Below are 16,403 nucleotides of genomic sequence, written 5' to 3' on the forward strand. Positions count from 1 at the left end.
ATACCCCCGACAGAAGGGATATCCTTGTATTCTTTTTATTGTATGGTGATATCATCAATACAGATATAAGCCGGAGTATTCAAACCGTATGCTCCCGAATCCGAACCCTCGAAGTTGAATTTCACACTTTGCACCCCTTCGGCATTGATTTCCCAATAATCCCATGTCGTGATAGGATCAACCTGTTGTTGGCCGTTACGATAATCGGCTAAAAGACGTTTGTAAGTGCGGATCAGACCGCCATTCGCATCATAACATTCCAGATTCACTTGGAAATACCCTTTCATCTCTTTCAGAGGAGTCGCTACCCCCGTAGAACCGAACTGATTACCATAAGTAATGACACCATAAGTGTATGAGGTGTTGCAGATCCACAGGCCGACCAATTTCCGGGGAACATTGAAATAAAATTCTGGTTTAGCCATCCATGCCTGATTGTAAGCATCCACATATCCGTAAACGACACCGAAATTGGAACCGCTGTGCCCGGCTTCCTTATTCTGTCCTTCCGCTTCCACCGCAGTGTTATAGACAGAACATTGGTTTAGATAAGAATACCACCAGTCTCCGGTATTTCCCGACTGATTGGAGCGGATGTTCCAGTTGGAAAGTGCGATGCCGCCGCTGGAATACTCTGTGCTTCCACCTACAGTATTAAACATTGAAAGGAAGAGATATTCTTCCGGAGTATTGTCGTAAATGGTGGTTACTTGAGGATACCCTTGGTACGAATAAAGATTTTCTCCGGCCGAGGTAGGTCCTGCTAACATGCCGGGATCGAAATCATCGAAAGTGATAGTTAAAGTACCGTCCGAATTTGTCACAGCACGGGTTTGCGAAGTTCCGGAATCAACCGGGTCCATCAAAAAGTCATCGTCCGAGCTACAGCCAGAGAACAAGGCGGTTGCGGTAAATAGACAGGCACCTGCCAGAAAGCGTAATTTTCTTTTCATAGGTCACTCATTTTAATGTAAAACATATTATTAACAAACACAAAAAATTCCCGTTCGTGCGGACTTACACGAACGGGAATATGTCTGTCTTCAAATATTGAATGGCCGATGAGCTATTCCTTATTTGATTACGACCCGTATATCCCGCAGGTGTAAATCTCATTCCGGTCATGGCAGGTCTTCTGACTCGTCCCGGTCATCGTGCCTTCCCGGTATTACACCAGTGGCAAAAGTTCGATGTCCGTTTTTGTGGACTCACAGCAGCGGGTACTGTCCCGGATTTTCACCGGGTTCCCTTTTCATTCGGAAGGCGTAAACCTCCCGAAACCATTTCCCGACTGCAAAATTATCTATATTACATATCAATTCCAAATAATTCATAATATTTATAATAAAACACACAAAGCATGACAACCGTACTGTTTTAATTAGAGCATTCAAGTTTACGACAAACGAAGACGGTAATTATCATACACAATATCCATAAACCAACAAAACAGCTTGCCATTTTCCATAACAATGCGTTCTGGAATAGATAACTGTTAGCTGCAATTATGCAAGCAAAAAAAGCAGACAGAATAATGACTATTAATATCATGCACCAGAAATTAATCCTATAAATTTATGGAAAACAAGTAAGGGAATGGAAGTTCCGTTGCCGCATGGATGCAGGTGAAGGACCTTCTCTTTTAACGTTGGATACGCCAATGCACGCCAACGGAAGACTCTGATATTATCTGTTTGGAAAGGATATAGGATGTGCGTTACTTTGTCGCATATTCAGAATCTTAAAAAGAATTTTAGTATGGAACTGACAATTATTGAAACAAGCGCGTATTAGGAGTTGAGAAAGCTGGTCAGCACGCTGGTCGTACAGATGGGCGACTTCCAGAAAAAGATTGCCCCGCCTGCGCCGGACAAGTGAATGGATGCGCAGGACGTATGTGATGGACTTATGCCCAAACACTTTCTGAAGAGTTTCCAGCAGCATCCCCTTGAGTATGGCCAGAACGGCAAATGCGTGGCGTCCGATGTGCGGGGTGACCTCGCCCCGGAGTTGCATTTCCTGCCTATGATTCCAAGACTGAGCCGCATGGCATTGTATTCACCTACCGGAAAGACACATTCGGGGAGTCTTTCTTTTCATCCGTACCCCTATATTTTTCAATCAGTTCGATAGCAATGGGCAATAATTTTACGACATACGCCACTCCCGTTTTTATACGGTTGCCCATCAGCCATGTACCGCCGTCGGAGTCGGTATGGATATTATCGTATGTTATGGCTTTCAAGTCCACATAGAAAAGACCGGTGAAGCACATGAACAGGAACATGTCGCGCATGGCACGCTGGCGTTTGTATCTCGGTTCTATATGGATTATCCTTTGCAGTTCCTCTTCGGAAAGGAAAGAACGCCTCTTGTATTCGGGCATACACTCGAATGATGCGAACGGATGAACCCGTATCCAGCCTTTTTCCTGCGCGATATACATCAGCCACTTCAAGGTATTGACACGCCCGAAGACAGTGGAGTTTGCCAAAGCGCATGTACCGAGCATCCAGTTGTAGTAATCCTCGATGAATGATTTCTCAAGTTCTTCGATGACAATATCCTCTGCATTCTTCTTGCTTTTCATGAAAAGCAGGAGACTCTTGTAATCGGCAACCAGACCGCAGTAGGTGCTTTCGGCTTTCTCTATGCCGATTTTCTTTTTATACGGTTCCAGCTGTTCCCTGAAAAGGTTCATAAGGGTGTGGCATTCCTCTGAGAAGCCGACATAGCGGTTATAGACTTTCTTGGCTGTAACAAAACTGTCGTGGTCGCAGATGTACTGGTAGTGCCTGGTGATTTGCGCCTTGATATTGTCAAGCTCCTGATTGAGTGTACGGGCCTCCTCGGACTTGCCTTTGGCCCGGTTGGTTTTGACGTCCCACAAAGCGAGGGACACTTCTTTCTTACAACTGAAACCGGCTTGGGTTCCATTGATGGTGATACGGCCCATAATCGGTGTCTTTCCGTTTTTTACAGACTGTTTATTCTCAAAACACTTAGCTATACATGGTCTGCGATAAGCTAAGAGAGATTCCCCTTACACAAAAGCATGGCATCTCCTTGTCGTATCTCGCCTTTATACTTTTATGTATAGTAGTCTACCGGATCGAATGAACAAGACCTATCCCATACATAAACCAATTTAGACTGCTATGTTATTTTTGAGGAAGAAGATGGAATGAGACCAGATACCCTCTTTAAGGCTGACTGTAAGTCGATTAAATGTAGAAAAAGATTGCTTTTGTCACAAGTAAAGTGTATATTTGCATTGAAAGAATCGTTCTTTGACAGAGGCAAAAGAAAACAGAATATTGTAATTCGCTCGTTTCTAAATCGTTACCTGATATTAATTAAACAGAAATAACTGTTTAATTTTCAATTAGATAGAGATTGTATGATGTTTCGGCGTATAAGAAGACAGTTTGCACTTTATCCCAATAACGTAAGCCAAATGTTCCAGTCGTCGGTTGAAATCGCGAAGAACACACAGGTAACGGTCATATTCCTCACGACTACCGATACCACCCGTTTTTCCTCCATCCAAAATAGAAAGAAGATAGGGAGAAGCAGGATTAGTATCAGAACAGGTTCGAATCAGAGACTCCGCTTCTTTCGGTACGGTCACCGTCAGACGACGCCCCGTCTTTTGACGGCAATAACTGACTACCCCGTCTTTATAATCACATTTACGCAAACGGGCAAGGTCGGCAAAAGGTATTCCGCGAAGCAGAAACAGCAAGGAGAACCAGCAACGGGCTTCTTCCAAATCATCTTGTACCAACGAAGACGAAACAGAAGTGCCAACTGCCACGCTACCTAAGTCCGGCAACGGGAAAGATAAAATCTTCGCCATATCGGCGGGTGAAAGCGCACGTTTCACGTCGGCACAAGTACCTGTATAGACACTGTCAAAAAGACCGGCCGTATAATCTACTTCACCGTCTTTCAAAAGCCGATGATATACCGCACGCAGCATCCGCATATAGGTAGAGATAGTGTTCATCTTCAACAACTTGCCTCTCAGATACTCCTCAAATTCCCGCAAGACGCTTACGGTAAATACGTTACGTACTGCCATTAAGATTTTTCTCCCTTTACGCTTATTCCAATAAGCGGTAAAAGTGTGGAGAGTACTACGATAGACATGAGCGGAGCCAAAACGATGTTCGTCTTCCAGAGTCTGCACCAAAGAGAGCATAAATTCAGTCAAATTCTTCTTTTCTTTCATTACGGAGATAATTATAATTAATTATTAATAGCCTTCACCTTTTTGCTGTAACTCGCTATTCATAGGCATTAGCGGGTGAAACATACGCCCTTCACCCGCTAACGCCTATGAATAGGGTATTATAGCGAAAAGGTGAAGGGCGGTATAAAAAGACCAAATCTGTCGGAAGAGAAGCTATCGGGTAGCGTTGTATAACTTACCGAACAACCGAATTAATAACTGATTTTCACTCCGGCAAAGAAGCTTCTCGGCAAGGACGGACCATAGATATATCCGGAATCGCGGTCGGCTCCTTTATCAAAGTCATTCTGATAGGCATTGAAAATATTCTGTACTCCGGCGTTCACTTGCAAATTCACAGACTTGTAGAGTTTAAAGTCGTATGCAGCCTTCAGGCTTATGTCGAAGAAGTCCTTCGTATTCACCGTTATCGGATTTTCAAGGAATCCCGGAACAGGTTCGTGAGGAACCAGCATCGAACCGGTATATGTACCGGAAAGAGCAATAGACAATGGTTTTACCGGAGTATAGGTTGCTGTAAAATAGCCGTAAGTATTCGGCGTACGCATCATTTTCTTCACAGCCGGAGCGTCTGGATTCCACACGTGCGGTTCGTTGTAATGGCTCTGCTGCAAAGTGACTCCCGCCTGAACCTGGAATTTAGTCAGATATGCCATCTTTCCTTCCAATGTCAGTCCCATCACACGGGCTCCCGGTGCATTGTATCGTGTACGTGTCAGGATTCCATCCACCACCTCTCCGTCAGTAAGTGCAAATACATCTGATAACTTTGTATAAAATCCTTCTACCAGGAAGTTAACTTGAAACGCACCAAAACGATGGTAAATATCTGCCGAGGCACTCAAGCTCTGCGACCTTTCTTCTTTCAGATTATCAGCCAGTTCGACCATCGCTACATTACCGCCTACATTCTCCACATGCAAGTCTTCATCGAAAGCCTGCGGGGCACGGAAACCGGATGAGTAACTGAAACGAAGATTGATGTTTTCCGTCGGATTATAACGCAGATTGGCACGCGGACTGAATATCACATGGTCAATCAGGTTATGTTTATCCAAACGACCGCCAATCAGAAATCCCCAATGTTCATTCTTCCATTCATTCTGGAGGAAGGCACTACCGATATTCACTTTCTGATCTACCGTACGATTATATCCCCACATATTATCTTCCAGTTTATCCTGATTGAATTCTATTCCGGCAGTCAGGTCGGACGGCATGAAGATACATTTTCCGAAACTATAAACATATTGCGATCCTGCCATCCAGTTCAAGTCGGTGGTGTTTCCGTAAGCATTCAAGTCTTGACCGCCACCATAATAGCTGTCACGATTGATATGCTGCGCTGATGCAAACACATTGAAACGATGTTTCTCGTTAGGAGAGAAATAATCAAATTTCAGTCCTCCGCCATTGATAGAGTGCTCGGTCTGCTCCGCCACATTCGCTTCGTGAGGCGGGCGGCTCAATAGGTCTCCTCCCCTACGGAATTCTTCCATGTGGTGATATTCAAAAGTCAGTTTCGAATAAGCCGTTGTTTTCAAAAATGAACGGAACCCGACTGTCTGCCCGTGCAACTTGGGTATTTCGGAATATCCGTCACCATCATGATCATACGCAGAACGATGGCGGTTCTGCCCGAAGATATACAAACCGGCACGCTGGTCGTCCGTCACAAGTGATGCATTCAGTGCTGTACTGTTGTCAAAAGCATCGCCATCACCAATACCTGTTATGGTATGCGACAACATACCGGAATTACGTATAGGTTCTTTGGTAATGATGTTGATTGTTCCGGCAATAGCAGACGAACCGAATAAAGCAGATCCACCTCCACGCATCACTTCCACACGTTCTATCATGCTGGCAGGGATCTGCTCGATGCCATACACACCGGAAAGTGCACTAAAGATGGGACGGGAATCGAGCAGGATTTGCGTATAAGGACCATCCAATCCATTGATACGTACTTGCTGGAAGCCGCAATTCTGACAATTAGACTCTACACGGACACCCGGCTGAAAACTCAATCCTTGCGCCAAAGTCGTGGAATTGGTATTCTCAAAGATTTTCAAATCCACCACATTCACCAGCGTCGGAGCCAGGCGACGGGTAGTCTCATTACGATTGGCAGATACTACTACACCATCCAAAGCAACCGCATCTTCTTCTATCTCGAAATCTTCTTCCAATGTGCGCCCTTTCTTCAGCGTCACATTCCGTCTGACGGTTTTATACCCCACCGAACTAACTTCGAGCACAAAATTACCTTCGGGAAGATTCTTCAAGAAATAATGCCCGGTAGCATCGGTTACCGTTCCGATGGTAGTACCTTTCAAGGCGACTGTTATATAGGGTAAGTGTTCCTTAGTGTTTTTATCAAGAATATGGCCAATGATATTGGCGTCCGATTTACGTAATTCAGGATGATTAGGATATTCATGAGCTTGTCCTTCAAGGGCAGGCAACAATGCGCAGCACAGGCAGACAAGCGAAAAGATGTATTTCTTCATTTTCCGTTTGTTATTTGTTTTCGTTTAATACTTGTATGTACATATAGATAATCCCCTGCCTCAAATGAGACATGGTACCATCATTTAAATGGCGAAAAGACAAATAGCAGGCGGAGCACGCAGTGCTGTCACTCCATGATAAGGAGCATGAAAATGTGTATGCGGCAAGCGTCCGAGCAGCAAACACAATAGAAAAGAAACGAAAAGGGGAAGGGCAAAAACAACAGTCGCACTATCCGCTATCAGATGAGACAGGATATGGATGTGCAACAATTCGACTGTTGAATGTTGATGCGCCGTCCCTTGCTTAAACGGGTGCGAATGGACAATTGTCACGCCATTAACCACATGGACGTGGGTAAAGAATGTAATACTTGCCAAATACGATATAAAAAGTATCGGCAAGAAATAGCGTGTTATATTTAAAACCAATCGTTTCACCTCATTTTCACTTTGGGACGGCAAAGATACAAACTATTTATTTCACAATCAATGATTAGACAAAATACTGTTAATATACCGCCGAAGCTATGATTTGTATAAACAGAATCAAAAATACCATAGCAATCGGATAAACAGTCGCGTAAGCTACACTAGGTATGTTGCTGTCTACCATTGAATCGGCAGCAGCAAGTCCCGGAGTACTCGTCATGCCTCCCGTTATCGTTCCCAGCAAATCGAGCAGACTGATTTTAAATACCAGACGTCCGACAATGGCGGCAACGAGCATCGGCACCAATGTGATGGCTGCACCTACGCCAAACATCAGCAATCCGCTTTCCTGGAAAGTGGCTACCAGATTCTTACCGGCAGAAGTTCCTACTTCGGCAAGAAAAAGAAGCAGACCTAACTGGCGCAGCAATTGATTGGCTGGTCCGGACATAGACCAGATGATGGGGCCCGTCTTACCAATCGCACTCAACACAAGGGCTACCATCAACACTCCACCGGTCAGTCCCGGAGAGAATGACAGACTGTCAGAGAAAGATATATTTATTTTGCCGAACAGCACTCCCAATACAATACCCATCGCAATGGGGAAGAAATCCGTATCAGACAGTTTCTTCGCATTGTTACCCAGCAGGCGGGCTACTCCTTTAAGTCCTTCTTTCTCACCGACAACCATCAATTTATCGCCAAACTTCAAAGCGAGATCGGGAGATGGAGACAAATCAATACCGCTTCGACGGACACGGGTCACTGTACATCCAAAGTTTTTCTGTAAGTTCAAATCACCCAACTGCTTATTTATCATGTCCTTTTTGGTCAATAGTAAAGATTCTATTTCCTGCGTTTTATCCAAAGGCAACTCACCTTCTTCACGCTTGCCAATCAACACGGCAAGCTGATTCAACGACTCTTCACTACCTACGGCTTGTATATAATCTCCTTCACGCAGCACCGTATGGGCCGTAGGGATGGATATTTCATCATTATGTTTCAGACGTGAAATGACAGCGCCCGTCATGGCGCGCGCATTTATCTGCATCAGAGTACGATTGAACACATGAGAATTGGTAACCCGATAAATGCAAGTAATCAGCTCCGGAAATTGTCCACGACGTTCTATCTCCAAGCGGCGGGCTTCTTTATCCAAATCTACCCGCATAATCTTAGGCAGCAGTTTGACAAACAGAATCACGCCGATCACTCCAAACGGATATGCGATACCGTAAGCGATGGACGCCAAAGGAGAATGGGTACTGTCGATAGCAACCGCCAGACCCGGAGTACTGGTCAGCGCACCGGCAATCAGACCGACAACGCTCGGTGTATCAATATCAAATGCGTACTTCAACCCGACTGCAGTCAAGCAGGCAGAACAAATAATAAGCATAGTAATAAGAATGAGCGTCTTTCCTTTACTACGGAAAGAATCGAAGAATCCGGGCCCCGCTTGAATACCGATGGTGAATATGAAGAGCACCAAACCGAAGTTTCCTAATTCTTTAGGAATAATAACACCATAATGCCCGAAAAGAAGGGCAATGAAAATAACTGCCGACACATCAAGAGATAATCCTCTGATCTTTATTCTTCCCAGCATAAACCCCAACGCGACTATCAGGAAAAGGGAGAAATAAGAGGAATGCAATAAGTCAGTAAACATAAAAATAAAGGTTAGTTAGTTAAGGGCGCGAAGGTACGGATTTTATTTAAGCCGTACAATATTCCTTCTCACAAGAAGCGACTTCCTCACTTTTAATACCTACATATAACTAAAGCTTGGTTATTTTTCATTTCTTTTAGGTATTTTCCATCCTTATAGTTCCCTATAACTTTGCAACCGAAAATTAAACAATCATTATCTATCAAAATTAACAGAGTATGAAAATCTTGAACTTTTGGATGGTTGCCTTTATGGCACTGTCACTCTCAACAACATTGACGTCTTGCAGCGATGACGACGAAAAGAAAGAAGAAACAGAGATGAAAACATTGACCGTTGACGCTACTGCTTATAATCAATGGGTATATGTAAATCTTAAAGATGGCAAAACCCAAACCGTAACTATGGAAGGAAGTGATGACGAATCTGCAGTTACCATTGACTGGCAGATTGCCATACATCGCTATACGGAAGTAAAAACCAATGGAGGCTCTGTTGTAAAAACAGATATGACGGATATGAGCAAGGTGACTACAATTCCGACAGGCGGATATGTCGCAGATGAAAGTGAACAGAACATACTCGTCAGATTCGCTATGCCGCCAACAGATGATTGCTACGTGAAAAGCCACTGTAATACTACAATGGTATGGACCGAAGGTTCGGCTATGGCTGGAACATTGGCAACAACCAACAATGTGTTCGTTCTAAAATGTAAAGACGGGACATATGCAAAACTCCAGTTCACCGATTTTGCAAATGCGGATAATGTAAAAGGGCACGTCACGTTTAATTACGAGTATCCCGTTAAATAACCAATCATGAAAAGAATCTTTATGATGTTATTGGGTGTCCTATCCACGTTGTATACGACAGCGGAGACGGGGTGCCTCTACGAAAACAATGAGAACGATAACGCTACTACGCGGTGTTTCAAAGGAGTTGTATTAGATGAAAACGGCACTCCCCTGCCCGGAGCGTCCATCGTTGTAATAGGTACGACAATCGGTGCCGGCACTAATACACAAGGAGAGTTTACATTAAGTTTAAGAGATAAAGGGTTTCCTATCTTGCGGGCCAGTTTCATCGGGTATACTCCTGTGGAATACAAGATTCAAGACAATGAACACAATAACATTGTCATACGCCTGAAACCGACCCAAAGCTCATTGGAAGAGGTCGTCGTTACAGGTACACGGACAGAAAAACCGCTCAAAGATGCCCCGATACTAACCAGAGTGATCGGGCAAAAGGAAATCCAGGCTTTAAATCCTATGGATATAGAGACCCTTTTACAGTATGAGCTACCCGGTATACAATTCAATTACAATTCCATGAGTAAATTGCCGGAAATCACTTATCAAGGAATGAGTGGCGAATACTTATTATTCTTGGTTGACGGTGAACGTATAAGTGGTGAAGGCTCGGATCATAACCCCGATTTCAGCCGTTTCAATATAGATGATATTGAACGCATTGAAGTCGTCAAAGGAGCTCAATCCACTCTCTATGCTTCAAATGCTTTGGGTGCTGTGATCAATATCATCACGAAAAGCGCCAACAGACCTTTTACAGGAAATGTAAACGCACGTTATGGCAATAACAGTGGACAAAAATACACTGTTTCAGGTGGAACCAAACAAAACCGTTTTTCTTCTTTCACTACCATATCCCACAGAAGAAGAGATACATACACAATTTCTGATGACAAAGAAACAGAAAGAACAGTCATCAATCCGGACGGTTCAATCACCATCGATAAAAGTGCTAACAGCAGTACCATTCGGGGATATCAGATCTGGGATGCCTCGCAGAAGTTCGGTTATGCTTTTACCGACCAGTTTAGTGCGGAAATAAAAGGAACATATTATCGGAATAAACGCGATAATGCTACGGCTAATGCAAAAACCAATGATATATTTTCAAACTACTCGGTAAATGGTAAATTAAAATATTTGTTTAATGTCAATCACAGGTTGGATCTTTCCTACATCTTCGATAGTTATAGAAAGGATATAGACTATTTTGTAGCAGGACATACCAAAAAGAACTACGATAACTTCGTGCAAACAGCACGTTTGAACTATACCGGAAATTTCAACGACCAACATACATTTACAGCAGGACTGGAAGCCAATCTTGAATATTTAAAACATTATATGTTCAAAGACAGTACCAATTATAACCAGCAATCATACGTGTTCTATGTGCAGGAAGACTGGAAAATCTCCGAGAAGTTCAATCTGATAGCGGGCATACGGACTGATTACCATTCCAAATACCACTTCCGTATGACTCCTAAACTATCGGTAATGTATCGGCCGGTAGAACTGTTAACCCTGCGTGTCGGCTATGCACAAGGCTATCGGACACCGACTTTAAAAGAACTGTATGAAGAATATGACATGGGAGGTCTGGGGATGTTTACCATTCATGGTGATGAAAATCTGAAAGCAGAGAACAGCCAGCAGTTTTCCCTGTCTGCCGAAATTAACAAAGACATCTTTTATGCCTCCATATCCGGCTATTACAATAAATTCAAGAATAAAATTACACTAGCTTATCTTGATAATATTGAAGACGGGAAAAGTATGCCGGACATGAAATACATGAATTCCGACAATGCTGAAAGTATAAGTATGGAAGCTATTGCACGGGTAAAAATGGATTGCGGACTGATGTTACAAGGTTCTTACGCATACGTCCATGAAAAAGAAGAATATAAAGGATACAATTTATCCATGACACGGCCTCATAGTTTAACATTCAACGCATCCTTTAACCGTAAATTCGGTAAAGTCAATACTTCCGTTTCACTGAACGGGCAGTGGAGTTCCAAATTACACACATACTCCTATTATTCCGTTGACAATACTATAACTGAATATAATTACTCTCCACGTACTATTTGCACCTTGAACACTAGTGCAAGTTTTCCTCGCGGTATCTCTGTGGGACTGGGTATAGACAATTTATTCAATTACAAAGATAAATCTGCCGATTATGGAATCCAGTTACCACAGCAAGGTATCGGCTTTATCGGAACTGTTTCAATTAATCTTGCCGATTTGTTCAGACTATAACGAGAGTTAAACTACATACAAAGCTAAAAATAAGAGAAATGAAAAAGAAAAGTAAAATCATCTTAGGTGTATGCATCGTTGCTGCAGCTCTGATAGGGATGTCCGTATGGAATACCTGGTTCAGTCCTACAAAGATTGCTTTCATCAACTTCCAGACCATACAGCAGGGAAGTATATCGAAAGCCAACGACAATTCATCCATCAAACTCAGTGAAGTATCGCTCGACAACCTCGACCGCCTGACCGGTTACGACATGGTATTCATCAACGGAATGGGTCTGCGTATCGTCGAGGAACAACGTCAACAGATACAACAGGCTGCCGACAAAGGTATTCTTGTATATACTTCCATGGCTACCAACCCGGCCAACAACATTTGTAATCTGGACAGTGTACAACAGAATCTGATACGAGGTTATCTGACTAATGGAGGAAAGACCAACTACCGGAATATGCTGAATTATATTCGTAAAGCTATTGACGGTAAAATCTCTTCCATACCGGAAGTGGAAGGCCCGGCAGAAAGGCCCAGCGACATGCTCTATCACGCCGGACTCACCAACCCGGATGATGAACTGGAGTTCCTCACCGTGGCAGATTATGAGAAATTCATGAAGGACAACCGTCTTTATAAAGAAGGAGCACGTAAAATCATGATTACCGGACAAATGGCTGATGCCACCGGACTTATTGAGGCTCTTGAAAAAGAAGGTTACAATGTTTATCCGGTTCAGTCAATGACGAAATTCATGTCATTTATTGACGAAGTGCAGCCCGACGCAATCATCAACATGGCACACGGACGCATGGGAGACAAAATGGTGGATTATCTGGAAGCTAAGAATATCCTCTTGTTTGCTCCGCTCACCATCAACAGCCTGGTAGATGAATGGGAGAAAGATCCGATGGGAATGGCAGGAGGATTTATGTCACAGAGCATCGTGACTCCGGAAATTGACGGTGCCATCCGTCCTTTCGCTCTCTTTGCACAATATGAGGATGAAGAAGGATTGCGCCATTCGTATGCAGTACCCGAACGCTTGAAGACTTTCGTATCCACAATCAATAATTATTTGAATCTGAATACTAAGCCGAACAGCGAGAAGAAGGTAGCTATCTACTATTATAAAGGTCCGGGGCAAAATGCATTGACCGCTGCCGGTATGGAGGTGGCTCCTTCCCTATACAATCTTCTGGTCCGCATGAAACAGGAAGGATACAACATATCCGGTCTGCCTGCAAATGCTGAAGAACTGGGTAAAATGATACAGGCTCAAGGCGCTGTGTTCAACTCTTACGCAGAGGGAGCCTTTAATGACTTTATGCAAAAAGGACATCCCGAACTTATCACCAAAGATCAATATGAAAGTTGGGTGAAAGAGTCACTCCGCCCTGAAAAATATCAGGAAGTGGTGGATATTTTCGGCGAATTTCCCGGAAACTATATGGCAACCAATGACGGCAAACTGGGTATTGCCCGTCTGCAATTCGGAAATGTTGTCTTAATGCCACAAAATGCAGCCGGAAGTGGTGACAACTCCTTCCAAGTGATTCATGGCACTAATATGGCACCTCCTCATACCTATATTGCTTCCTATCTATGGATGCAATATGGCTTCAAGGCTGACGCACTGATCCATTTCGGTACACACGGAAGTCTTGAATTTACTCCCAAAAAACAAGTGGCATTGTGCAGCAACGACTGGCCAGATCGCCTGGTAGGAGCAGTTCCGCACTTCTACATCTATTCCATCGGTAATGTTGGAGAAGGAATGATGGCTAAACGTCGTTCTTACGCAACTATACAATCATACCTCACTCCTCCTTTCCTTGAAAGCAGCGTACGCGGTATTTATCGGGAGTTGATGGAAAAAATCAAGATTTACAATAACTCTCAAAAAGAGAATAAAGATCAAGAATCATTAGCGATCAAAACGCTGACTGTGAAGATGGGAATTCACCGTGATTTAGGTTTGGATAGCATTGCCAACAAACCATATACGGAAGATGAAATCGCCCGTGTAGAAAACTTCGCAGAAGAACTGGCTACCGAGAAAATCACCGGACAACTCTACACAATGGGAGTTCCTTATGAAGCGGAACGAATCACTTCTTCCGTCTATGCAATGGCTACAGAACCTATCGCATACAGTCTGCTGGCTCTTGACAAGCAGCGTGGCAAAGCGACAGATGCCGTCAGCAAGCATCGCAGCCTTTTTACACAACAGTATTTGACCCCTGCCCGTCAGTTGGTAGAAAAGCTAATTGCCAATCCTTCACTAGCCACGGATGAACTGATTTGCCGTACAGCTGGCATCACACCGCAAGAACTTGCCAAAGCACGTCAGATAGAAGCCGAACGCAATGCTCCGAAAGGTATGATGGCAATGATGATGGCTGCATCTGCAAAGAATGAAAATGCTGATAAAAAGAAATCCGGCAAGGATCATCCGGCTATGTCAGGCAAAGGAAAAACTCCTCATAGTAATATGCCTGACAGCATGAAGGAAGCCATGAAAAAGATGGGTGCCAATATGGACCCCGAGAAAGCTATGGAAATGGCTAAATCTATGGGAGCAAATCCCGAAGCTCTGAAAAAGATGGAAGCTGCCATGAAATCCAACAAGGATAAAGAGCAGCCTGCCGGGTCTTCAGATAAACAGATGAAAGGCTCCAAACAAGAAAAACCGAAAGGCATGTCAGCCATGATGGCCGCTATGGGGAAAGCGACGAAAGAATACAGCAAAGAAGAGATTGAACTAGCACTTGCCGTAGCGGAAGTAGAACGTACAATCAAGAATGTAGGTAATTATAAAAATGCACTCATGACAAGTCCCGAAGAGGAACTAAACAGTCTGATCAATGCATTGAAAGGCGGATACACCGCTCCTACTCCGGGCGGTGACCCAATAGCTAATCCGAACGCTTTGCCTACCGGACGTAATATGTATGCTATCAATGCCGAAGCAACTCCAACAGAATCTGCTTGGGAAAAGGGTATTGCTTTAGCTAAACAAACAATTGATACCTACAAACAACGTCATAATGATTCTATTCCACGCAAAGTAAGTTATACGCTCTGGTCTTCCGAATTTATTGAAACTGGCGGAGCTACTATTGCCCAAGTTCTTTATATGCTGGGAGTAGAACCTGTCCGTGACGCATTCGGTCGTGTCAGCGATTTGAAACTGATTCCTTCAGCCGAACTGGGACGTCCACGTATCGACGTAGTGGTCCAGACTTCCGGACAACTCCGTGATATTGCCGCTTCCCGCCTCTTCCTGATTAACCGTGCAGTAGAAATGGCTGCGGCAACGAAAGACGACAAGTTTGAAAATCAGGTAGCCGCCAGTGTGATAGAAGCTGAAAGAGTGCTGACTGAAAAAGGTGTCAGTCCGAAAGATGCACGCGAGATGGCTTCTTTCCGAGTATTCGGAGGTGCTAATGGCATGTATGGTACAGGAATTCAGGGAATGGTGGAATCCGGCGACCGTTGGGAAAGTGAATCGGAAATCGCAGATACTTACCTCAACAATATGGGAGCCTTCTACGGTGACGAAAAACACTGGGAAGTCTTTCAGAAATTTGCCTTTGAAGCAGCATTGAACAGTACTGATGTTGTCGTTCAGCCCCGCCAAAGTAACACTTGGGGAGCATTGAGCCTCGACCACGTATATGAATTTATGGGAGGTATGAATCTTGCCGTACGCAACGTTACCGGTAAAGACCCGGACGCTTATCTTAGCGACTACCGGAACCGCAACAATATGAAAATGCAGGAACTTAAAGAAGCAGTCGGCGTAGAAAGCCGTACAACGATTCTGAATCCTACCTATATCAAAGAGAAAATGAAAGGCGGTGCTTCTGCAGCAAGCGAAGTTGCCCAGACTGTAACCAATACGTATGGCTGGAACGTGATGAAACCTGCCGCTATCGACAAGGAACTTTGGGATAATATATATGATGTATATGTCAAAGACGAATACAAACTGAATGTAAAAGACTTCTTTGAAAAACAAAATCCCGCAGCTTTACAGGAAGTGACTGCCGTTATGATGGAAACTGCCCGCAAAGGATATTGGAAAGCTTCTCCGGAACAACTCTCCAATATTGCCAAGCTGCATACAGACCTTGTCAGACAGTTCGGTCCTTCGGGCAGCGGATTTACCGGAGACAATACCAAATTACAGCAGTTCATCGCCTCTCAAGTAGATGCGCAAACCGCAGCCAACTACAACAAGGAACTGAAACAAATGAAACAAGCCACCCTGGACGGAGAAGCGACCAAAGGAGGCATGGTATTGAAGAAACAATCGAGCGATGCCGTACAAGGGGCACAGGAAGAGCAAAATTCTTTGAATGGAGGCCTTATTTCAGGTATTGTTCTGGTAGCATTTGTTGTCATGTTGCTAATACTTAAAAAGAAACGGAAAAAGTAATGT

The 16,403-nt window shown here is 43.9% G+C and carries 10 protein-coding genes and 1 riboswitch; of the genes, 3 read left to right on the forward strand and 7 right to left on the reverse strand.

Translation table 11 applies throughout. The features are described 5' to 3' along the window. Positions 1-35: 35 nt before the first annotated feature. The 7 genes from H8S63_RS16085 to H8S63_RS16110 all read right to left on the reverse strand — a co-directional run bounded on the left by H8S63_RS16085 (position 36) and on the right by H8S63_RS16110 (position 8,878). Positions 36-953: a DUF4465 domain-containing protein gene (locus H8S63_RS16085; RefSeq protein ID WP_004289228.1), complete on the reverse strand. Its 918-nt coding sequence runs from the start codon at positions 951-953 to the stop codon at positions 36-38. Between the two features lie 154 nt (positions 954-1,107). Then, a riboswitch (cobalamin riboswitch) is annotated at positions 1,108-1,300 on the reverse strand. 386 nt (positions 1,301-1,686) lie between these two features. Continuing rightward, the gene (locus H8S63_RS20205) at positions 1,687-2,016 is read right to left on the reverse strand and encodes a hypothetical protein (RefSeq protein WP_004289226.1); all 330 of its coding nucleotides are present in this window, start codon (positions 2,014-2,016) and stop codon (positions 1,687-1,689) included. A 46-nt stretch (positions 2,017-2,062) separates the two neighbouring features. Continuing rightward, positions 2,063-2,956, reverse strand: coding sequence for a phage integrase SAM-like domain-containing protein (locus H8S63_RS16090; RefSeq protein ID WP_008650617.1), 894 nt, complete (start codon positions 2,954-2,956; stop codon positions 2,063-2,065). 429 nt (positions 2,957-3,385) lie between these two features. Then, entirely contained in the window at positions 3,386-4,234 is an 849-nt protein-coding gene (locus H8S63_RS16095) for a site-specific integrase (RefSeq protein ID WP_229102252.1), read from the reverse strand. Between the two features lie 212 nt (positions 4,235-4,446). Next, positions 4,447-6,768 (reverse strand): TonB-dependent receptor, encoded by a 2,322-nt coding sequence (locus H8S63_RS16100; RefSeq protein WP_186927364.1) that lies wholly within the window; start codon positions 6,766-6,768, stop codon positions 4,447-4,449. An 84-nt stretch (positions 6,769-6,852) separates the two neighbouring features. After that, entirely contained in the window at positions 6,853-7,233 is a 381-nt protein-coding gene (locus H8S63_RS16105; RefSeq protein ID WP_022275212.1) for a hypothetical protein, read from the reverse strand. A 46-nt stretch (positions 7,234-7,279) separates the two neighbouring features. Further along, on the reverse strand, positions 7,280-8,878 hold the full coding sequence (locus tag H8S63_RS16110; RefSeq protein WP_022275213.1) for an aspartate:alanine exchanger family transporter: 1,599 nt from the start codon (positions 8,876-8,878) through the stop codon (positions 7,280-7,282). Between the two features lie 218 nt (positions 8,879-9,096). Here H8S63_RS16110 and H8S63_RS16115 point away from each other — a divergent pair, with 218 nt between their 5' ends. The 3 genes from H8S63_RS16115 to H8S63_RS16125 are packed head-to-tail and all read left to right on the forward strand — an operon-like array spanning position 9,097 to position 16,400. Continuing rightward, a complete protein-coding gene (locus tag H8S63_RS16115; protein ID WP_186927365.1) occupies positions 9,097-9,693 on the forward strand; it encodes an HmuY family protein in 597 nt (198 codons plus the stop codon). 6 nt (positions 9,694-9,699) lie between these two features. Further along, complete coding sequence (locus H8S63_RS16120; RefSeq protein WP_229102251.1) at positions 9,700-11,961, forward strand: TonB-dependent receptor; 2,262 nt, start codon at positions 9,700-9,702, stop codon at positions 11,959-11,961. Between the two features lie 38 nt (positions 11,962-11,999). Continuing rightward, positions 12,000-16,400 (forward strand): cobaltochelatase subunit CobN, encoded by a 4,401-nt coding sequence (locus H8S63_RS16125; RefSeq protein ID WP_186927366.1) that lies wholly within the window; start codon positions 12,000-12,002, stop codon positions 16,398-16,400. Positions 16,401-16,403 lie beyond the last annotated feature (3 nt).

The organism is Bacteroides sp. NSJ-39, from assembly GCF_014287315.1.
Taxonomy (GTDB): Bacteria; Bacteroidota; Bacteroidia; order Bacteroidales; family Bacteroidaceae; genus Bacteroides; species Bacteroides finegoldii.